Origin of the sequence: Curtobacterium flaccumfaciens (genome assembly GCF_013359815.1) — a bacterium.
GTDB classification, from domain to species: domain Bacteria; phylum Actinomycetota; class Actinomycetes; order Actinomycetales; family Microbacteriaceae; genus Curtobacterium; species Curtobacterium flaccumfaciens.
Genome location: NZ_JABMCF010000040.1, coordinates 566,154 through 585,965 on the forward strand (window position 1 = coordinate 566,154; position 19,812 = coordinate 585,965).

A 19,812-nucleotide genomic window follows, 5' to 3' on the forward strand; every position below is an offset into this window, starting at 1 on the left:
TCGCACGCATGGTGCGAGGTTCCGCACTCGGTGACCGCCCCTCGGGGTGGCACCACGTCCGGGACCTCGCACCATGCCGGGCACCCCTCGCACCGTGCGGGGCGTCCGGACGCACCCCGGGCCTCCCGTACCGTTGGCGGGTGACCGAAACCGCAGCTGCACTCGTCGAACGCCTCACCGCCCTCGTGCCGGACTTCCCGAAGCCGGGGGTGCTCTTCCGTGACGTGACGCCGGTGTTCTCGGACGCCGTCGCGTTCGGCCGCGTGTGCGAAGCACTCGCGGCACCGTTCGCGGTCGGAGCCGGGTTCGACGCGGTCGCCGGCATCGAGGCCCGCGGCTTCGCGCTGGCCGGGGGCATCGCCGCCCAGCACCAGGTCGGCGTGCTCACCGTGCGCAAGGCGGGCAAGCTCCCCGGCGAGGTCCTCAGCGAGCAGTACGCCCTGGAGTACGGCGAGGCCGAACTCGAACTGCGCCCCGGCCAGTTGCCGGCCGGCACGCGGGTGCTCGTCGTCGACGACGTCCTGGCCACCGGGGGGACCGGCGCTGCGACCATCACCCTGCTCGAACGCGCCGGCTACCAGGCCATCGGGTTCGCCGCCCTGCTCGAGCTCGACGGCCTGAACGGGCGCGAGCGTCTCGAGCCGCGCCTGCCCGTCGCGACGCTCGGCGCCGTCCCGGCCTGAGCGCGGGCAACCGCGCGGTCGGGGCGGCATCCGTTCTCTCCACAGGCGCGTCCCTGGCGTCCGCACGCGAGCACGTCTCGCACTAGTCTTGACGCACCATTTCGATCGAGGAGTCCCATCATCGTGACCGAGTCAGTCGCACCCGCGCCCGCCGAGCTTCCCCAGGCACCCGAGCCCCGGACCGCGACGACGACCACGACCGGCACCGAGCTCTTCGACGGTGAGCGCGGCGTCGTCGCGATCCGCGTCGACGGCGTCCTGAAGGACCTGGCGGCGGACGTGCAGGCCGGCGAGACCGCCGAGGCCGTCACCCTGCAGGAGCAGGACGGGCTCGACATCTTGCGGCACTCGGCAGCCCACGTGCTGGCGCAGGCCGTGCAGCAGATCAACCCGGACGCCAAGCTCGGCATCGGGCCGCCCGTCACCGACGGCTTCTACTACGACTTCGACGTCGCCGAGCCCTTCACCCCCGAAGACCTCAAGGCGATCGAGAAGGGCATGGACCGCATCGTCAAGCAAGCCCAGCGCTTCCGTCGCGTGGTCGTCACCGACGAGCAGGCACGCGAGCTGATGGCGGGGGAGCCCTACAAGCAGGAGCTCATCGGCCTCAAGGGTGCGGCGTCCGACGGTGACTCCGGCGAGAGCGTCGAGGTCGGTGCCGGCGAGCTCACCGTGTACGAGAACGTCGACCCGAAGTCGGGCGAGGTGCTCTGGCAGGACCTCTGCCGCGGCCCGCACGTCCCGCACACCCGCTGGATCGGCAACGCCGCCAAGCTCATGCGCGTCGCCGCTGCGTACTGGCGCGGCTCCGAGAAGAACCCGCAGCTGCAGCGCATCTACGGCACCGCCTGGCCCGACAAGGACCAGCTCAAGGCGTACCTGGTGCGCCTCGAGGAGGCCGCCAAGCGCGACCACCGCAAGCTCGGCGCCGAACTCGACCTGTTCTCGTTCCCCGATGAGATCGGTTCCGGCCTGGCGATCTTCCACCCGAAGGGCGGCATCATCCGCCGCGAGATGGAGGACTACTCGCGCCGTCGGCACGAGGAGAACGGCTACTCGTTCGTCTACACGCCCCACATCACCAAGGGCGACCTGTTCGAGACCTCCGGGCACCTCGGCTGGTACAAGGACGGCATGTTCCCGGCCATGCACATGGACGAGGCGAAGGACGAGGACGGCAACGTCACCCGGCAGGGCGCCGACTACTACCTCAAGCCGATGAACTGCCCGATGCACATCCTGGCGTACCGGTCGCAGCCCCGCTCCTACCGCGACCTGCCGCTCCGGATGTTCGAGTTCGGCACGGTGTACCGCAACGAGAAGTCCGGCGTCATCCACGGCCTCACCCGCGTGCGCGGCCTGACCCAGGACGACGCGCACATCTTCACCACGCAGGAGAAGATGAAGGAGGAGCTGACCACGACCCTCGCGTTCGTGCTCTCGCTCCTGCGCGACTACGGCCTCGACGACTTCTACCTCGAGCTCTCCACGAAGGACCCGGAGAAGTACGTCGGTGACGACGAGGTCTGGGACGTCGCGACGGAGACCCTGCGCCAGGTCGCCGAGGAGTCCGGTCTCGAGCTCGTGCCGGACCCGGCCGGCGCCGCGTTCTACGGCCCGAAGATCTCCGTGCAGGCCCGCGACGCCATCGGTCGCACCTGGCAGATGTCGACCGTGCAGCTCGACTTCAACCTGCCCGAGCGCTTCGGCATCGACTACACCGCTGCCGACGGCTCGCGCCAGCGTCCGGTGATGATCCACCGCGCGCTGTTCGGCTCGATCGAGCGCTTCTTCGGGGTCCTCACCGAGCACTACGCGGGCGCGTTCCCGGCGTGGCTGTCGCCCGTCCAGGTCGTCGGCATCCCGGTCGCGGCCGAGTACGGCGACTACCTCGACGAGGTCATCGCGAAGCTCCGCGCGCACGGCGTCCGCGCCGAGGTCGACCACTCGGACGACCGCATGCAGAAGAAGATCCGCACGCACACCAAGGCGAAGGTGCCGTTCCAGCTCATCGCCGGCGGCGACGACCGTGACGCCGGCGCCGTCAGCTTCCGCTTCCGCGACGGCCGCCAGGACAACGCGGTGCCCGTCGACGAGGCCGTGGACCGCATCCTCACCGCGATCCGCGAGCGCACGCAGGTCTGATGGCACAGTCGGGAGGCCCGGAGCAGGTCCCGGGGACCGGTCACGTCGACGACGTGACCGGCCCCACGGCCGCCGCGGGCTCCGAAGGCGCGGACACCGATCCGCTGGTGATCCGCGACGCGGCCACCGGTGCAGCCGTCCCGGACGCGTTCCAGCGGCTCTGGAACCCGCACCGGATGGCCTACATCGACGCCGGCCGCGAAGGCCGGGGACGCGGGCACGACGACGACTGCCCGTTCTGCGAAGCCCCGCGGAAGTCCGACGAGGACGCCCTGATCGTGGCCCGCGGTGAGCACGCCTACGTGCTGCTCAACCTGTTCCCGTACAACAACGGGCACCTGCTCGTCTGCCCGTACCGGCACGTCCCGCTCTACGACGAGGCGACTCCTGACGAACTGCGCGAGATCGGCGAGCTGACCCAGACCGCGATGCGGGTGCTGCGCGAGGTCTCGCACTGCGACGGCTTCAACATCGGCATGAACCAGGGCGAGGTCGCCGGTGCCGGCGTGGCCGCACACCTGCACCAGCACATCGTCCCGCGGTGGCAGTCGGACGCGAACTTCTTCCCGATCATCGCCCGGACGAAGTCGATGTCGCAGTTGCTCGGCGAGACCCGTCGACTCGTCGCCGACGGGTGGCCCCGGGCGCACTAGACTGGTCGGCATCATGAGCGACAGCACCAGCACCTCCGGCACCCCTGGCACCTCGATCACCGGCTCCGACCGCGTCAAGCGCGGACTCGCCGAGATGCTCAAGGGCGGCGTGATCATGGACGTCGTCGACGCCGAGCAGGCCCGCATCGCGGAAGAAGCCGGTGCGACCGCCGTCATGGCCCTCGAGCGCGTCCCCGCCGACATCCGTGCGCAGGGCGGCGTCGCCCGCATGTCCGACCCCTCGATGATCGAGGAGATCATCGCCGCGGTGTCGATCCCCGTCATGGCGAAGGCACGCATCGGCCACTTCGTCGAGGCGCAGGTGCTGCAGGAGCTCGGCGTCGACTACATCGACGAGTCCGAGGTGCTGTCGCCGGCCGACTACGTGAACCACATCGACAAGTGGAAGTTCACCACCCCCTTCGTCTGCGGTGCCACCAACCTGGGCGAGGCGCTCCGTCGCATCACCGAGGGCGCGGCCATGATCCGTTCCAAGGGCGAGGCCGGCACGGGTGACGTGTCCGAGGCCACCAAGCACATCCGCACCATCACCAAGGAGATCGCGGCGCTCCGCAACCTGCGTGACGACGAGCTCTACGTCGCCGCCAAGGAGCTCCAGGCCCCGATCGACGTCGTGCAGGAAGTCGCCCGCACCGGCAAGCTCCCCGTCGTCCTCTTCACCGCCGGTGGTGTCGCCACCCCGGCCGACGCCGCCATGATGATGCAGCTCGGCGCCGACGGTGTCTTCGTCGGTTCCGGCATCTTCAAGTCCGGCGACCCGGCAGCGCGTGCCGCCGCGATCGTCAAGGCGACGACCTTCCACGACGACCCCAAGGTCATCGCCGAGGTGTCCCGTGGTCTGGGCGAGGCGATGGTCGGCATCAACGTCGCCGACGTCCCCGCACCGCACCGCCTCGCCGAGCGTGGCTGGTAGTCCGACGAGCGGCGCTCGGCCCCGCATCGGGGTCCTGGCGCTGCAGGGTGACTTCCGCGAGCACATCGCCTCGCTGACCGAGCTCGGCGCCGACGTGGTGCCCCTCCGTCGCCCGGAGGAGATCGAGACCCTCGACGGTGTCGTGATCCCCGGGGGCGAGTCGAGCGTGATGGACAAGCTGTCCCGCGCGTTCGGTGTCGCCGAGCCCCTCGCCGACGCGATCCGCGGTGGCCTGCCCACCTACGGCACCTGCGCCGGCATGATCATGCTGTCGTCGCGGATCACCGACGGCATCAGCGGCCAGCAGACCCTCGACGTGCTCGACACCACCGTGCGCCGCAACGCGTTCGGTGCACAGAACGACTCGTTCGAGATCGACATCCCGATGCCCGACCTCGGCGAGGCCCCGGTGCACGCGGTGTTCATCCGGGCCCCCGTCGTGGAGCAGCGCGGCGACGACGTCCACGTGCTCGGCGCACTGCCCGACGGCCAGGTCGTCGCCGTGCAGCAGGGCAACGTCATCGCGAGTGCGTTCCACCCCGAGGTCGCGGGCGAGGACCGCTTCCACCGCCGGTTCCTCGACCTGGTGCGCAGCGCCTGAGGCGTGACCGCCCACCCGCCGCACCGGCGGGACGGAAGCCGCGCCGCGCCTCCAGGCCGGTGTTCGGCCCACAGGGCCGCTAAACTGAGCGGGACTTTCCGCAATACGCAAGGAGAACCGTGTCCGGGCATTCCAAGTGGGCAACGACCAAGCACAAGAAGGCGGTCATCGACCAGCGCCGTGCCAAGTCGTTCGCCAAGCTGATCAAGAACATCGAGGTCGCCGCGAAGATGGGCGGTGCCGACATGTCCGGCAACCCGACCCTGGTCGACGCCGTGCAGAAGGCGAAGAAGACCTCGGTCCCCAACGACAACATCGACCGCGCCGTCAAGCGCGGTGCCGGTCTCACGGGCGAGACCATCGAGTACACGACGATCATGTACGAGGGCTACGGCCCCAACGGCGTCGCGATGCTCATCGAGTGCCTCACGGACAACAAGAACCGTGCTGCGGCCGAGGTCCGGACCGCGATGTCGCGCAACGGCGGCACCATGGCCGACCCGGGCAGCGTCGCCTACAACTTCTCGCGCAAGGGCGTCATCTCGGTCACGAAGACCGACGGCCTCGACGAGGACACCGTGATGACCGCGGTGCTGGACGCCGGTGTCGAGGACGTCATCGACCAGGGCGGCGGCTTCGAGATCATCACCGAGGCGAGCGACCTGGTCGCCGCCCGCACCGCCCTGCAGGACGCCGGCATCGACTACGACTCCGCCGACGCCGAGTTCGTGCCCGGTCTCAAGGTCCCGGTCGACGCCGAGACCGCCCGCAAGGTGTTCCGCCTGATCGACGCGCTCGAGGACTCGGACGACGTGCAGAACGTCTACTCGAACTTCGACATCCCCGCGGACGTCCAGGCCGAGCTCGACGAGGACGAGGGCGAGTAACCGTGCTCCGTGTGCTCGGGGTGGACCCCGGGCTCACCCGGTGCGGCGTCGGCGTCGTCGAGGTCGCACCGAACCGGCGCGCACGGCTCGTCCACGTGACGGTCGTGCGCACCCCGCCGGACATGCCGCTCGAACAGCGGCTGCTCCGCATCGCCGACGGCATCGCCGCCGAGATCGACGAGCACCACCCGGATGCGGTCGCAGTCGAGCGGGTGTTCGCGCAGGCGAACGTCCGCACCGTGATGGGCACCGCGCAGGCCGCCGGCCTGGCGCTGCACGCCGCGGCCGCCCGCGGCCTGCCCGTTGGCCTGCACACCCCCTCCGAGGTCAAGGCCGCCGTCACCGGCTACGGCAACGCCGACAAGCGTCAGGTGCAGACCATGATCGCGCGCGTGCTCGGTCTGGACGAGGCCCCGAAGCCGGCCGACGCCGCCGACGCGCTCGCGTTGGCCGTGTGCCATGCCTGGAGGCTCGGATCACCCGACGCCGCCGGCTCGCGTGCCACGAACCTCACGCCGGCACAGCGCGCCTGGCGGGACGCCCAGGGCGGCACCGTCGACTCGCCGCTGGCCCGCGCGGCGGCCGCCGCGGCCCGCCCGCAGCGTGGCAGGTCGGCGTCGTCGGTGGGCGGCCCTAGGCTCGGAGCATGATCGCGAGTCTCCGGGGCACCTGCATCGACATCGCCGGTACGGCCGTGGTGATCGAGGTCGGGGGAGTCGGGTACGCCGTCACCGTGACCCCCGCGCACGCGCTGACGATGCGCCACGGGTCCGAGGTGTTCGTGCGGACCGCCATGATCGTGCGCGAGGACGAGCACCTGCTCTTCGGGTTCGAGTCGACCGACGCGCTGCAGGTGTTCGACCTGCTCCGCGGGGTCTCCGGCGTCGGCCCGAAGTCCGCGATGGGCGTCCTGGCCCACATGGACCCGGCGCAGATCGCGAACGCCGTCGCGAACGAGGACGACGGTGCGTTCCGCAAGGTCTCCGGCATCGGCCCGAAGACCGCCAAGCTCATCATCGTCGCGCTCTCCGGCAAGCTCGTGGCCTTCGAGCAGGCCGCCGTGGTCGCGGCAGCACGGGGGACCGCAGTGCACCCCGCCGCGGTCGACGTCGTCTCGGCGCTCATCGGCCTCGGCTGGCGCGAGGACGCGGCACAGTCCGCGGTCGACGACGCCGTCGCCAACGAGCCCGGTGCCGCCGCGATGGGCACCCAGGCCCTGCTCCGTGCCGCCCTCGGCGCACTCCGACCCGCGGCAGCCGGCCGGTGAGCGGCATCACGTCCGCCGGCGCCGAGTCGCAGGAGGAACTCGCGTTCGAAGGCGCGCTCCGGCCGCGCTCGCTCGACGAGTTCGTCGGGCAGCGCAAGGTCCGCGGGCAGCTCGACCTGCTCCTCAAGGCCGCGGGCATGCAGGAGCGCACGCCCGACCACATCCTGATGGCGGGTCCTCCCGGCCTCGGCAAGACCACGCTCGCGATGATCGTCGCGCACGAGACCGGGCGACCGCTGCGCATGTCGAGTGGCCCGGCGATCCAGCACGCCGGTGACCTCGCCGCCGTGCTGTCGTCCCTGGTCCCGGGCGAAGTGCTGTTCATCGACGAGATCCACCGCATGGCCCGCTCGGCAGAGGAGATGCTCTACCTGGCGATGGAGGACTTCCGCATCGACGTGATGGTGGGCAAGGGTGCGGGTGCCACGAGCATCCCGCTCGACCTCGCACCGTTCACGCTCGTCGGCGCCACCACCCGGGCCGGCCTGCTGCCGAACCCGCTGCGCGACCGCTTCGGGTTCACCGCCCACCTCGAGTTCTACGAGAAGGACGAGCTCGAGCAGGTCCTGATCCGTGCGGCCCACCTGCTCGAACTCGACATCGACCGGACCGCCCTGCGCGAGATCGCCGGACGCTCCCGGGGCACCCCGCGCATCGCGAACCGCCTGCTCCGCCGGGTGCGCGACTACGCCCTCGTGCACCGCACCACCGACGGCATGGCCGCGGTCCAGGGTGCACTCGACCTGTACGACGTCGACGAACTCGGGCTCGACCGGCTCGACCGGGCCGTGGTCGAGATCATGCTGACCCGGTTCGACGGGGGCCCGGTCGGTCTGAACACCCTCGCCGTCTCCGTCGGCGAGGAGTCCGAGACGATCGAGTCGGTCGTCGAACCGTTCCTCGTCCGGGTCGGTCTCGTGACGCGCACGCCCCGTGGGCGCATCGCCACACCACGTGCCTGGCGGCACCTCGGCCTCACTCCCGGACAGGCCGACGGCGGGCAGCCGGGGCTCTTCGACGACCAGGACACCGACGACTGAACGCCGATCAGTCGAGTGACATGCCACGGACACCGGCGTGCCCTAGACTGCTACGGCCCGAAACCGAGCAACCAGAGAAGGCAACGCATCATGGGTCAAGAAGTCATCCTCATCGTCATCGTCGTGGCGTTCGCGGCCTTCATGTTCTACAACAGCCGCAAGCGCAAGAAGCAGCAGGCCGAACTCGTGGACAAGATGGTCCCGGGTGCCAAGGTCATGCTGTCCTTCGGCCTCTACGGCACGCTCCTCTCCGTGAACGAGGAGAAGGTCACCGCTGACGTCGAGATCGCACCGGGGACCGTCGTCACCGTGCACCGCCAGACCCTGTCGCGCGTCGTCGACGACAACGCGTCCGACGTCGAGACCACCACGACCACCGAGGACGAGCCGAAGCCGGTGGCCGAGCTCAACGGTGAGCCGGTCTACGGTGAGCGTGTCGACACCGACCGCGTCGACGAGACCGACGCCACGAAGCGCAAGTCCGACGACTGACGCCCTCGGCCGCCGGGTCGTCTGACCCGGCGGCTTCCCTCTGCCGTCGCACGGTGTGCCGACGGTCCTGAACAGAAAGACGAGACGACCGGTGGCACGATCGACACCCGTCAAGAAGGCGCTGCGCTCGCTCACCTGGTTGGTGATCCTGATGGCGATCCTCGCCGGCGTGAACACCGCCGCGTCGATCCTCGCCGGCTCTTCGAAGGACGACACCGACAAGTGGTACCAGGGCGCGAGCTGGGTGCCGGAGCTGGCTCTGGACCTGCAGGGCGGCACGCAGCTGACCCTCGCGGCGCAGAACACCGAGGGCGACTCCGTCACCTCGCAGCAGCTGCAGCAGGCGGTGAACATCATCCGCCAGCGCATCGACGCCACCGGTGTCTCCGAGTCCGAGATCAACACCCAGGGCGCGAACAACATCGTCGTCTCGATCCCGGGTCGCCCCGACAAGGCCACGATCGACCGCATCGAGGCAGCCGCCAAGCTGACCTTCCGCCCGGTGCTCTTCACCGAGGCCGCGACGAACTCCGCCGTCGGTGACGACGGCAAGGGCACCGCATCGGCCACGCCGTACTCGCCGCCGGCCTCGCTCGCCGCGACGCCGAGCGCGAAGCCGACGAACGCGAGCGACCTGAATTGGGTCACGCCGAAGCTGCAGGACCTGTACACCAACTACAACTGCGCGGCTCCGGACGACGTCACCACGGCGCCGGACGACGAGCCCCTGGTCACGTGTGACCAGGACGGCGCGGGGAAGTACATCCTCGGTCCGGTCGAGGTCTCCGGTGCCGACATCAGCAACGCCACCTCGGGTCTCGCCACCGACTCGCAGGGCACGTCGACGGGCCAGTGGGCCGTCAACCTGACGTTCAACGGCGAGGGCTCGAAGGACTTCCGCACCGTCACGAACCGTCTCGTCTCGCTCCAGCAGCCGCAGAACCAGTTCGCGATCGTGCTCGACGGTTCGGTCATCACCGCACCGACGACGAACTCCGCGATCACGAACGGCAAGGCGCAGATCACCGGGTCGTTCACGGCCGAGTCGTCGAAGACCCTGGCGGACCAGCTCAAGTACGGTGCGCTGCCGATCAACTTCCAGGTGCAGTCGAACGAGAACATCTCGGCGACGCTCGGCACCGCGCAGCTCATCGGTGGCCTCGTCGCCGGTCTGATCGGTCTGATCCTGGTGATCATCTACTCGGTCATCCAGTACCGGGCCCTGGCGTTCGTCACCGTGCTGTCGCTCGGGATCGCCGCGGTGCTCACCTACCTGGTGATCGCGATCATGTCGTGGCGCGTCGACTACCGCCTCTCGTTGGCCGGTGTGGCGGGTCTGATCGTCGCCATCGGCATCACGGCGGACTCGTTCATCGTCTACTTCGAGCGCATCCGTGACGAACTCCGTGACGGCCGTGCCCTCGAGAGCGCGGTCGAGTCCGGCTGGAAGCGTGCCCTCCGCACGATCCTGGCGTCCGACGCGGTGAACTTCCTCGCCGCCGTGACGCTCTACGTGCTCGCGGTCGCCGACGTGAAGGGCTTCGCGTTCACGCTGCTCCTCACGACCCTCATCGACATCGTGGTGGTCGCGCTCTTCACCCACCCGATGATGCAGCTCATCGCCCGCAGCCGGTTCTTCGGCGAGGGGCACCGGTTCAGCGGTCTCGACCCGGCAGCACTCGGTGCCGTCTACCGGGGGCGCGCACAGTTCCGCGCACCCGTCGTGGACGGCAAGCGCCAGCGCAGTGCCGGTGAGGCACAGCGCCGACAGACGATCGCGGAGCGGAAGGCCCAGCAGGCCTCCGGCGACAACGGCTCGACGCCGGACGGGAAGGACGACTGATGGCCAGCTTCAGCCAGTTCGGCAGCGACCTTTACACGGGGAAGCGGTCGTACGACATCATCGGGCGCCGGAAGACCTGGTACCTCATCGCCCTCGCGATGATCCTGATCTCCCTGGTCACCCCGTGGCTCCGTGGCGGGTACCAGCTCGGCATCGAGTTCACCGGCGGCTCGGAGTTCACGATCTCCGACGTCAAGACGCTCGACCAGAACATCGCCACCGAGACCGTCGAGGACGTCGTCCCGGAGTCGATCCCGCGCGTCTCGCAGCTCGGCACGCACGGCATCCGGGTCCAGACCGGGCAGCTCACCGACCGGCAGACGACCGAGGTGCAGGACGCCCTGGCGAAGGCCTACGACGTCCCGGAGAGCCAGGTCGCCGCGACCTTCATCGGCGCGACGTGGGGTGCCGACGTGCTCGCGCAGGCCATCCGTGGTCTCGTGATCTTCCTCGCCCTCGCCGCGGTCTTCATGACGCTGTACTTCCGCACCTGGAAGATGTCGCTGTCCGCGATGGCGGCGCTGCTGCACGACCTGCTCATCACGGCCGGCGTGTACGGCATCGTCGGGCTCGAGGTCACGCCCGCGGCGGTCATCGGCTTCCTGACGATCCTCGGGTACTCGCTCTACGACACCGTGGTGGTCTTCGACAAGGTGCGTGAGAACACCGCGCAGGAATCGATCCGGACGTTCAAGCAGTCGGTCAACCTCGCGGTCAACCAGACCCTCGTCCGATCGATCAACACCTCGGTCGTGGCACTGCTGCCGGTCGCGGCGATCCTCTTCATCGGGTCGTACGTGCTCGGCGCCGGTACCCTGCGCGACATCTCGCTCGCGCTGTTCATCGGCATCATCGTCGGCACCTACTCGACGATCTTCATCGCGTCGCCGATGTACGCGCAGCTGCGCGAGAACGAGCCGAAGATCAAGGAGTCCGACGCCAAGAAGACCGCGGCGGCCGAGAAGCGCCGGCGTGAGGTCGACGCAGCGGAGGCGAACGTCTGATGCCCATCGAGATCCAGGAGATCGACGTTGCCGAGGCCCAGCGCCGCATCGACGCCGGAGCCCGCCTGTTCGACGTCCGCGAGCAGGGGGAGTGGGACGAGGTCCACGCTCCCCAGGCCACGCTCGTTCCGATGTCGGAGTTCGTGGACCGCTGGCAGGAGATCGACGGCGGCGACCAGCCGGCCATCATCGTCTGCCACTCCGGCGGCCGTTCGTCGCGCATCGTCGCGGCGCTCGAGCAGTCGGGGGTCCCGGCCGTCAACCTCTCCGGCGGCATGCTCGCCTGGGAGCAGGCGGGGGCCCCGGTGGAGCGCGACGCCCAGGGCGAACCGCGTCACGGGCACTGACCGGGGACGCGTAGTCTTGTCGGATCGAGCTCGGATCGAGCTCTCGGACCGAGTCCTGGGAGGCGCATCATGACGGACACCCGCGAAGAGCCGTCCGCGCCGAGCCGCCCGGGTTCCGCCCCGCGGCCCTCGAGCCCGATCGGTCCGAACACCACCGGCAACCTCGGTTCCCTCCGCTCGCTGCTGCCGCGCCTGTTCTCGCGCGCCCAGCCGGCCGGCGCCGTGGACACACTGATCCGCACGGTCCGCTCGCACCACCCCAAGGCCGACGTGACGCTCATCGAGCGGGCGTACTCGGTCGCCGAGCGTGCGCACGACGGGCAGAAGCGCAAGTCCGGTGAGCCGTACATCACGCACCCCGTCGCGGTCGCGCAGATCCTGGCCGACCTCGGCATCGGCACGATCACCATCGCGGCCGCCCTCCTGCACGACACGGTGGAGGACACCGACTACCAGCTCGACCAGCTGCGGGCCGACTTCGGCGACGAGATCGCGATGCTCGTCGACGGCGTCACCAAGCTCGACAAGGTCAAGTACGGCGACAGCGCCCAGGCCGAGACCGTCCGCAAGATGGTCATCGCCATGTCGAAGGACATCCGCGTCCTCGTCATCAAGCTCGCCGACCGCCTGCACAACGCCCGCACGTGGGGCTTCGTCGAGTCGACCTCCGCCACACGCAAGGCGAAGGAGACGCTCGAGATCTACGCGCCGCTCGCGCACCGGCTCGGCATCCAGATGATCAAGCTCGAGCTCGAGGACCTGTCGTTCGCGGTCCTGCACCCGAAGCTCTACGTCGAGATCGACAGCCTGGTCAAGGAACGCCAGCCGAAGCGCGAGCAGTTCGTCCAGAACGTCATCGGGACCCTGAAGAAGGACCTGAAGGCCGCCAAGGTCCGTGGCGACGTCATGGGCCGGCCGAAGCAGTACTACTCGATCTACCAGAAGATGATCGTGCGGGGTCGCGAGTTCGACGAGATCTACGACCTCGTCGGCATCCGTGTGCTCGTGCCGACCGTGCGCGACTGCTACGCCATGCTCGGATCGGTGCACGCCCGTTGGACCCCGCTGCCCGGTCGCTTCAAGGACTACATCGCGACCCCCAAGTTCAACCTGTACCAGTCGCTGCACACCACGGTGCTCGGACCGCAGGGTCGTGCGGTCGAGATCCAGATCCGCACGCACGAGATGCACCAGCGCGCCGAGTTCGGTGTCGCCGCCCACTGGAAGTACAAGCAGCGCGCTGCCGGCCGTGACGCCGGTACCTCGTCGACCACAGACGACCAGGACATGGCGTGGCTCGCCCACATCACCGACTGGCAGGCCGAGACCAGCGACCCGGGCGAGTTCCTCGACTCCCTGCGCTACGAGATCGGCGCCAAGGAGACCTACGTCTTCACGCCGCAGGGCAAGGTCATCGGGCTCCCCGCCGGTGCCACCCCGGTCGACTTCGCCTACGCCGTGCACACCGAGATCGGCCACCGCACGATGGGTGCGAAGGTCAACGGCCGCCTGGTGCCGCTCGAGAGCCAGCTGTCCAGTGGCGATGTCGTCGAGATCTTCACGTCGAAGAACCCCGACTCCGGCCCCTCGCAGGACTGGCTGCAGTTCGTCCGCAGCCCGCGCGCGCGCAACAAGATCAAGCAGTGGTTCACCAAGGAGCGCCGCGAAGAGGCGATCGAGCAGGGTCGCGACGCCATCGCCCGGGCGATGCGCAAGCAGAACCTGCCGCTCCAGCGCATCATGAGCCAGGACAGCATCGCCGAGGTCGCCTCGTCGATGCGGTACGAGGACGTCTCCGCGCTGTACGCCGCCATCGGCGAGGGCCACGTCTCGACGCAGTCGGTGATCGAGAAGGTCCTCGGAAACGTCCAGACCGAGACCGAGACCGACGAACCCGAACTCGCGTTCCCGCGCCAGGTCACCAGTCGCCAGCTGCGCACGAGCGACAGCGGCGTGCTGGTCCGCGGTGCGCCCGACATCCTCGTGAAGCTCGCGAAGTGCTGCACGCCGGTGCCGGGCGACCAGATCGTGGGCTTCATCACCCGCGGCCAGGGCGTCTCGGTGCACCAGTCGTCGTGCACGAACGTCAAGTCGCTCATGAACGAGCCCGACCGGATGATCGAGGTCGAGTGGGCCCCGTCGTCGAAGTCGGTGTTCCTGGTGCAGATCCAGATCGAGGCCCTCGATCGGTCGGGCCTGCTCAGCGACGTCACCCGGGTGCTGACGGACCACCACGTGAACATACTGTCCGCGACGGTTTCGACCTCGTCCGACCGTCTCGCGCTGAGCCGGTTCGTGTTCGAGATGGGCGACACCATCCACCTCGACCGCGTTCTCAACGCGGTGCGACGCATCGACGCCGTCTACGACGTCTACCGCGTCAGCGCCGGCTAGGACGGCAGCGCCCCGCGCGGCCCGTCCGCCGACCGGTCACGACTCGTCGGCTGCGGCCCTGCCAACCGACGGTTCATGACCACTCGGCGGACGTGAACGGGGTGTTCTGACCGCCCGCACGCGCCGGACCGGGAGGCCCGTGGCGGCCCCGCCCCGCGCCTCCCGCCCGCCGACCGGTCACGGACCGTCGCACGGGCACCGCCGAGCGGTCACGAGCTGTCGCCTGCGGCCCCGCCAACCGACGGTTCATGACCACTCGGCGGACGTGAGCGGGGTGTTGTGACCGCCCGCGCCCATACCCCGCGCGCGACCCCTACCGGACAGCACCCCCAGCCACGCCCTGCAGCCCCCGCAACCGCCGCTCGGCCTGCCGCACCATGGGGATCGTCCCGAGGGACCTCAGGCGCGCCCGCAGCTCGGCAGCGGTGACCGCCTCGATCGCGAGCAGCCCGCGCACGGCCGTCGCCTCGGCCTCCCCGAACGCACCGGCCGTCGGCCCCGGCGTCCGGAGCAGGTCGACCGCGGTCCGCGCAGGCACCGTGACCCGCAGCCGCGAGCGCTCGACGGTGTCGTCGACGTCGATCCGGACCTCCCGCAGGCGGACGTCCGGCCCGACGTGGACGCGGATCTGCGGCGGGATGCAGGCCTCGAGCGGCACCGGCGGCCGCGACACCGCACCCCAGATCCACGCGGCGGTCAGGGTGCAGGCGATCAGGCGCGCGTCCCGCAGGACCCAGGCGGCAGCGGCGGCGCGCAACGACGGCGTCTGCGGCTCAGCGGGGGAGGCCCAGCAGGGACCGACGGCGACCAGCTCACCGGCCAGGACCGCTGCACGCAGCTCGGGTTCCGGCCAGTCGTCACTGGTCAGCAGTCGCGGGCGGGGCACCCGCACATCCTGCCCGACCTGCGGCCGCGACCGACAGGCCTGTGGACAAGCCACCGCCCGGCCGGGAGGCCCGTGGCGGGCCCGCACCGCGCCTCCAGGCCGTCGCCGGTCACGTCCACGGCGTTGGCCGCGTCGACGACGCGACCAGCCGACGGCCGCGCGCCGGATCGGACGCGGCCGGGCGCGACGCGCGCGCTCAGCGCAGGACGTCGGCGCGGTGCACGAGCGCCGCGGCACCGATGAGCGGACCGTCCTGGGACAACCCGGTCGGCACGATCTGCACCTTCGTGACGAAGCCGAACTCGACACGCTCCGCCACGGCCTGCCGGGCGTACTCGAACAGGTCCGGCGTGACGTGTGAGAACCCGCCGCCGATGGCGACGATCTCGAGGTCCACCAGGCTCGTGGCGGCGGCGATGGCCTGCCCGAGGGCACGGCCGCTCCGCTTGATCGCTGCGACGGCGGTCTCGTCGCCGGCGGCGTACGCGGCCGAGAGCTCCTCGCCGGTCGTGCCCGCGAAGCCCTGACGACGTGCCCAGGCCACGGTCTTCGGGCCGCTGGCGATCGCCTCGAGGCAACCGGTGCCGCCGCAGGCGCAGGGGTCGTCGTAGCCGCCGCACTCGACGTGGCCGATGTGGCCGGCGTTGCCCGTCGGTCCGCTGACGGTACGACCGTGCAGGATCAGCCCACCGCCGACACCCGTGGAGACGATCATGCCCATGACGTGCTCGTAGCCCTGGGCCGCGCCGACCCAGTGCTCGGCGAGGGTGATCGCCAGGCCGTCCATGCGGAGCGTCACCGGGACGTCGTCCGGCACGAGCGCCGCGATCCGGTCGCGCAGCGGGTGGCCACGCCAGACCGGCATGTTGAGCGGGGAGACGAGGCCGTGCTCCTCGTCGACCGGGCCGGCGGAGCCGACGCCGACGCCGACGAGCGTCGCGTCGGCCGGAAGCGCGCCGAGCGCGGCCGTGACGACCTCGTCGACGGCGGCCTGCAGCTCGTCCGAGGTGCGCTGCGGCCCGGTGGGGCTGCGGAACCGGGTCGCCGGCAGCACGACGCCCTGGTCGGTGACGAGCGCGGCCTCGACCTTCGTGCCGCCGAGGTCGACGGCCAGGGCGAGGGCGGGGGACTGGGGTGCGGTGCTGGACATGCGCGCTCCGATGCGGCGGTCTGGAGGCACGGTGCGGGTCGCCGACGCGTCGTCGCGTCCGGTGGGCACCGGCCTGGTCGTGGTGGGTCGTGCTGGGTGCGTGGGCTGAGTCGGGTGGGCTCAGCGCCGTGGGTCAGCCCCGTGGGTCAGTAGGACGTCGTGTCGTCGCCGAGCGCCGACGCGGCGCCCGTCTCGGCGCGGTGCGCGACCTCGTCGAGGATGCGGGCCGAGGCGCTCGTGCCGATGCGGTCGGCACCCGCCTCGACCATCTCGAGCAGGGTGTCGAGGCCGCGGACGCCGCCGGAAGCCTTCACGCCGGTGTCGGCGCCGACCGTGCGGCGCATGAGGGCGATGTGCTCGGCCGTCGCGCCACCGCCGGCGAACCCGGTCGAGGTCTTCACGAAGGCGGCGCCGGCGGTCTGTGCCGCACGCGAGGCCGCGACGATCTCGTCGTCGGTCAGGAACGCGGTCTCGAGGATCACCTTGACGACGGTGTCGCCGGCGGCGTCGACGACCGCGCGGACGTCCTGCTCGACGCGCTGCCAGTCACCCGACTTCGCGGCGCCGATGTTCTGCACCATGTCGAGCTCGAACGCGCCGTCGGCCAGGGCCTGCAGCGACTCGGCGACCTTCGCCGCGGTGGACGTGGTGCCGTGCGGGAAGCCGATCACGGTTCCGACGCCGACGCCGGTGCCCGTGAGGCGCTCGACGGCGTGGGCGACGTCGCTCGGACGGACGCAGACGCTGAAGACGCGGTGGGCGGCGGCTTCGTCGAGCTGGGCGTCGACGTCCGCGCGGGTGAGTTCGGGCTTCAGGATCGCGTGGTCGATTAGGCCACGGACGGCATCGACGGTGACGGGGAAGGCTGCGTTGTCCACCCGGCAAGCCTACCCGTCAGGCGTGCCGCGTAGCGTGCAGGGCATGCAGGTCCTCGTCACCGGCGCCACCGGGTACATCGGTGGTCGTCTCGTCCCTCGTCTCCTCGAAGCCGGCCACTCCGTCCGGGTGTTCGTGCGCAACCCCCGGAAGCTCCAGGACGTCCCGTGGAGCAGTGAGGTCGACGTCGCGGAGGGCGACCTCCAGGACGCCGAGGCGGTGCGCGCCGCCGTCGACGGGATCGAGGCGGTCTACTACCTCGCCCACGCGATGGGCGCCGACGGCGACTTCGAGTCGGCCGAGCGCGAAGCAGCGGAGACCATGGCGCGCGAGGCGAAGGCGGCCGGCGTCAGCCGGTTCGTCTACCTGGGCGGGCTGCACCCCGACGGCGAGCTGTCGAAGCACCTCCGCAGCCGCAAGGAGGTGGGGGAGATCCTCCTCGGCTCGGGCGTGCCGACGGTGGCGTACCAGGCCGGGGTCGTGATCGGCTCGGGCAGCACCTCGTTCGAGATGATCCGGCACCTGACCGACGTCCTGCCGTGGATGCCCGCGCCGCGCTGGGTCCGCAACCACATCCAGCCGATCGCGGTCCGCGACGTCCTGTACTACCTGGTGGCCGCGCTCGACGTCCCCGCCGACGTCAACCGCACCTTCGACATCGGCGGCCCCGACGTCCTGCGGTACGGCCAGATGCTGAACGGCTACGCGGTCGAGGCGAAGCTGCCCCAGCGCCCGATCACGGTCCTGCCGGTGCTCACCCCGCGCCTCGCCGCACACTGGTTCAACGCCGTCACCCCGATCCCGCGCAAGCTCGCGACGCCGATCATCGAGTCGCTGCAGTTCGAGTGCGTGCAGCGCGAGCACGACATCGACGACGTCGTGCCGCAGCCCGAGGGCGGGCTCACGTCGTACCGTCGAGCCGTCCGCCTCGCGCTCAACAAGATGCGCAGCGGTCAGGTCCAGACGAGCTGGCGCAGCGCGACGCTCTCGAGCGCCTCGGCCGACCCGATGCCGAACGACCCCGACTGGGCCGGGCACACGGTCTACGTCGACGACCGGAAGCGGCACTCCAGTGCCTCCGCCGAGGACGTCTGGCGCGTCGTCGAGTCGATCGGCGGCGACAACGGCTGGTACTCGTTCCCACTCGCCTGGGTCGCCCGCGGCTGGATGGACAAGATCGCCGGCGGTGTCGGCCTGAACCGCGGCCGGCGTGACCAGCAGCGCCTGGAGCAGGGCGACGCGCTCGACTGGTGGCGCGTCGAACGACTCGAGCGCGGCCGGTACCTGCGACTCCGCGCCGAGTTCAAGTCGCCCGGTCGTGCCTGGCTCGAGATGACCGTCACACCGAACCCCGACGGCGGCAGCGACTACCACCAGCGGGCCATCTACTTCCCGCAGGGCCTGGCCGGGCGGCTGTACTGGTACGGCATCCTGCCGTTCCACGGCGTCATCTTCCCCGGTATGGTCGAGCGCATCACCGCCGCCGCCGAGCGGGAGTCCGACCACACCGAGTCCACGCAGCGCAACCGGACGCAGCAGACCGGGACCCCCGAGCCGGCGCACGAGGAGGCAGCATGACCGACGACCGCAGCCCCGTCCTCTTCCTGGGGGACAGCATCACCGAACAGGGCGACTGGGACACCTGGCTCCCCGACGAGCACACGCTGAACCAGGGCATCGGTGGCGACACGACCGACGGTGTACTGACGCGCCTCGACGCCGTCGTCGCCGAACAGCCCGAGGTGATCGTGCTGCTCATCGGCACGAACGACTTCGGCAACCACCGCGCCAGCGCCGAGCACGTGGTCCGCAACGTCGAGACCATCCTGGTCACGCTCCGCCGCGAGCTGCCGGGCGTGCGCCTGCTGCTCGTGTCGATCCTGCCCCGGCAAGCCGAGTACGCCACGAAGATCGAGCAGGCCAACCGGCACCTCCGGCAGTTCGTCGCCACGTGCCACGCGCAGTACCTCGACGCCTGGCCCGCCCTGGCCGACGGCGACCACCTGGACGCCCGCTTCACCGAGGACGGCCTGCACCTGACCGAAGACGGCTACCGTGCGCTGGTCGGCGAGCTGGTGCCGGCGCTCGAGCGCGTCCGCGACCTGCCGCCGATGTCGCGATCGATCCAGGCGATCGACCTCGACGGCTCCGCGGACTGATGGCCGCACGCAAGGGGCGGCCCCCGGTGGGGTCGTCCCAGCACGGCGTGCCCGCAGGGTCCCCGCGACCCGCAGCCACCGCACCGGCCAGCGGTACGCGTGCCACGCCGCCCTTCACCCGGCCCGCGCTGGCGCCGTCGATGATCGCGGCGATCGTGCTGCTGGCCTGTGTCGCCATCGTCGACTCGTCGGGCTTCGTCTTCGCCCGCTGGGGCGTCACGGTGCTCGCGTTGATCGTGCTCGTCTTCAGCGTGCGCGGGAAGGTCTGGTGGGCCGCCCTGCTGATGGCCGCCGTCGCCGTCTGCTGGAACCCGCTCGTCACGGTGCCGATCCCCGGACAGGTGTGGGCGGCACTGCAGCTGGTGGCCGCCGCGCTGTTCATCGTGGTGGGCATCGTGGTCAAGGTGCCCCGCGAGTCGGACGGACGGTAGGATCGGCAGGTCGGGTACAG

Annotated in this window: 20 protein-coding genes; 17 read left to right on the forward strand and 3 right to left on the reverse strand. The window is 70.5% G+C overall.

Annotated elements, in window-relative coordinates:
• Positions 1-140: 140 nt before the first annotated feature.
• The 14 genes from HP445_RS16500 (at position 141) to HP445_RS16565 (ending at position 14,290) form a co-directional block, all read left to right on the forward strand.
• Positions 141-683, forward strand: coding sequence for an adenine phosphoribosyltransferase (locus HP445_RS16500; RefSeq protein WP_017887364.1), 543 nt, complete (start codon positions 141-143; stop codon positions 681-683).
• 123 nt (positions 684-806) lie between these two features.
• On the forward strand, positions 807-2,828 hold the full coding sequence (gene thrS / locus HP445_RS16505; RefSeq protein WP_110863745.1) for a threonine--tRNA ligase: 2,022 nt from the start codon (positions 807-809) through the stop codon (positions 2,826-2,828).
• Positions 2,828-3,481 carry an HIT family protein gene (locus HP445_RS16510; RefSeq protein ID WP_241660358.1) on the forward strand — a complete coding sequence of 218 codons (654 nt, stop codon included), beginning with the start codon at positions 2,828-2,830 and terminating at the stop codon, positions 3,479-3,481. The genes thrS and HP445_RS16510 overlap by 1 nt, the downstream gene beginning before the upstream one ends.
• Positions 3,482-3,494: 13 nt before the next feature.
• The gene (pdxS, locus tag HP445_RS16515) at positions 3,495-4,415 is read left to right on the forward strand and encodes a pyridoxal 5'-phosphate synthase lyase subunit PdxS (RefSeq protein WP_017887361.1); all 921 of its coding nucleotides are present in this window, start codon (positions 3,495-3,497) and stop codon (positions 4,413-4,415) included.
• A complete protein-coding gene (pdxT, locus tag HP445_RS16520; protein ID WP_111030092.1) occupies positions 4,405-5,016 on the forward strand; it encodes a pyridoxal 5'-phosphate synthase glutaminase subunit PdxT in 612 nt (203 codons plus the stop codon). The genes pdxS and pdxT overlap by 11 nt, the downstream gene beginning before the upstream one ends.
• A gap of 119 nt (positions 5,017-5,135) precedes the next feature.
• Complete coding sequence (locus HP445_RS16525; protein WP_017887357.1) at positions 5,136-5,903, forward strand: YebC/PmpR family DNA-binding transcriptional regulator; 768 nt, start codon at positions 5,136-5,138, stop codon at positions 5,901-5,903.
• Between the two features lie 2 nt (positions 5,904-5,905).
• A complete protein-coding gene (gene ruvC, locus HP445_RS16530; protein WP_035808297.1) occupies positions 5,906-6,553 on the forward strand; it encodes a crossover junction endodeoxyribonuclease RuvC in 648 nt (215 codons plus the stop codon).
• Positions 6,550-7,170 (forward strand): Holliday junction branch migration protein RuvA, encoded by a 621-nt coding sequence (gene ruvA / locus HP445_RS16535; RefSeq protein WP_128779918.1) that lies wholly within the window; start codon positions 6,550-6,552, stop codon positions 7,168-7,170. The genes ruvC and ruvA overlap by 4 nt, the downstream gene beginning before the upstream one ends.
• Positions 7,167-8,210 carry a Holliday junction branch migration DNA helicase RuvB gene (gene ruvB / locus HP445_RS16540; protein ID WP_071403843.1) on the forward strand — a complete coding sequence of 348 codons (1,044 nt, stop codon included), beginning with the start codon at positions 7,167-7,169 and terminating at the stop codon, positions 8,208-8,210. Before ruvA ends, ruvB begins: the two co-directional genes overlap by 4 nt.
• A gap of 90 nt (positions 8,211-8,300) precedes the next feature.
• Positions 8,301-8,702 (forward strand): preprotein translocase subunit YajC, encoded by a 402-nt coding sequence (locus HP445_RS16545; protein ID WP_111024399.1) that lies wholly within the window; start codon positions 8,301-8,303, stop codon positions 8,700-8,702.
• A gap of 91 nt (positions 8,703-8,793) precedes the next feature.
• Positions 8,794-10,545, forward strand: a complete 1,752-nt coding sequence (secD, locus tag HP445_RS16550) for a protein translocase subunit SecD (protein WP_110860016.1) — start codon at positions 8,794-8,796, stop codon at positions 10,543-10,545.
• Complete coding sequence (gene secF / locus HP445_RS16555) at positions 10,545-11,549, forward strand: protein translocase subunit SecF (RefSeq protein ID WP_071403841.1); 1,005 nt, start codon at positions 10,545-10,547, stop codon at positions 11,547-11,549. The genes secD and secF overlap by 1 nt, the downstream gene beginning before the upstream one ends.
• Positions 11,549-11,896, forward strand: coding sequence for a rhodanese-like domain-containing protein (locus HP445_RS16560; RefSeq protein WP_071403840.1), 348 nt, complete (start codon positions 11,549-11,551; stop codon positions 11,894-11,896). Before secF ends, HP445_RS16560 begins: the two co-directional genes overlap by 1 nt.
• A gap of 69 nt (positions 11,897-11,965) precedes the next feature.
• Positions 11,966-14,290: a RelA/SpoT family protein gene (locus HP445_RS16565; protein WP_228513657.1), complete on the forward strand. Its 2,325-nt coding sequence runs from the start codon at positions 11,966-11,968 to the stop codon at positions 14,288-14,290.
• A gap of 313 nt (positions 14,291-14,603) precedes the next feature.
• Here HP445_RS16565 and HP445_RS16570 read toward each other — a convergent pair whose 3' ends face one another.
• From HP445_RS16570 to deoC, 3 genes are all read right to left on the reverse strand, one after another.
• Positions 14,604-15,176, reverse strand: a complete 573-nt coding sequence (locus tag HP445_RS16570; RefSeq protein WP_164941109.1) for a type IV toxin-antitoxin system AbiEi family antitoxin — start codon at positions 15,174-15,176, stop codon at positions 14,604-14,606.
• Positions 15,177-15,372: 196 nt separating this feature from the next.
• Complete coding sequence (locus tag HP445_RS16575; protein ID WP_128779920.1) at positions 15,373-16,326, reverse strand: ROK family protein; 954 nt, start codon at positions 16,324-16,326, stop codon at positions 15,373-15,375.
• A 146-nt stretch (positions 16,327-16,472) separates the two neighbouring features.
• On the reverse strand, positions 16,473-17,204 hold the full coding sequence (deoC, locus tag HP445_RS16580) for a deoxyribose-phosphate aldolase (protein ID WP_111223670.1): 732 nt from the start codon (positions 17,202-17,204) through the stop codon (positions 16,473-16,475).
• 43 nt (positions 17,205-17,247) lie between these two features.
• Here deoC and HP445_RS16585 point away from each other — a divergent pair, with 43 nt between their 5' ends.
• From HP445_RS16585 to HP445_RS16595, 3 genes are read left to right on the forward strand one after another with little or no spacing between them, the layout of a single operon-like run.
• Positions 17,248-18,780, forward strand: coding sequence for an SDR family oxidoreductase (locus tag HP445_RS16585; RefSeq protein WP_175330830.1), 1,533 nt, complete (start codon positions 17,248-17,250; stop codon positions 18,778-18,780).
• Positions 18,777-19,361, forward strand: a complete 585-nt coding sequence (locus tag HP445_RS16590; RefSeq protein WP_071403838.1) for a GDSL-type esterase/lipase family protein — start codon at positions 18,777-18,779, stop codon at positions 19,359-19,361. The genes HP445_RS16585 and HP445_RS16590 overlap by 4 nt, the downstream gene beginning before the upstream one ends.
• Positions 19,361-19,792, forward strand: coding sequence for a DUF6804 family protein (locus tag HP445_RS16595; RefSeq protein ID WP_128779921.1), 432 nt, complete (start codon positions 19,361-19,363; stop codon positions 19,790-19,792). Before HP445_RS16590 ends, HP445_RS16595 begins: the two co-directional genes overlap by 1 nt.
• The last annotated feature ends 20 nt before the right edge of the window (positions 19,793-19,812 follow it).

Excerpts from the sequence above, each read along its gene's own strand:
- HP445_RS16565 (WP_228513657.1), top strand. The coding sequence starts at position 11,966 with ATGACGGACACCCGCGAAGAGCCGTCCGCGCCGAGCCGCCCGGGTTCC.
- pdxS (WP_017887361.1), top strand. The coding sequence starts at position 3,495 with ATGAGCGACAGCACCAGCACCTCCGGCACCCCTGGCACCTCGATCACC.
- HP445_RS16585 (WP_175330830.1), top strand. The coding sequence starts at position 17,248 with ATGCAGGTCCTCGTCACCGGCGCCACCGGGTACATCGGTGGTCGTCTC.
- HP445_RS16560 (WP_071403840.1), top strand. The coding sequence starts at position 11,549 with ATGCCCATCGAGATCCAGGAGATCGACGTTGCCGAGGCCCAGCGCCGC.
- HP445_RS16590 (WP_071403838.1), top strand. The coding sequence starts at position 18,777 with ATGACCGACGACCGCAGCCCCGTCCTCTTCCTGGGGGACAGCATCACC.
- ruvA (WP_128779918.1), top strand. The coding sequence starts at position 6,550 with ATGATCGCGAGTCTCCGGGGCACCTGCATCGACATCGCCGGTACGGCC.
- HP445_RS16545 (WP_111024399.1), top strand. The coding sequence starts at position 8,301 with ATGGGTCAAGAAGTCATCCTCATCGTCATCGTCGTGGCGTTCGCGGCC.
- HP445_RS16510 (WP_241660358.1), top strand. The coding sequence starts at position 2,828 with ATGGCACAGTCGGGAGGCCCGGAGCAGGTCCCGGGGACCGGTCACGTC.
- secF (WP_071403841.1), top strand. The coding sequence starts at position 10,545 with ATGGCCAGCTTCAGCCAGTTCGGCAGCGACCTTTACACGGGGAAGCGG.
- HP445_RS16595 (WP_128779921.1), top strand. The coding sequence starts at position 19,361 with ATGGCCGCACGCAAGGGGCGGCCCCCGGTGGGGTCGTCCCAGCACGGC.
- HP445_RS16575 (WP_128779920.1), bottom strand. The coding sequence starts at position 16,326 with ATGTCCAGCACCGCACCCCAGTCCCCCGCCCTCGCCCTGGCCGTCGAC.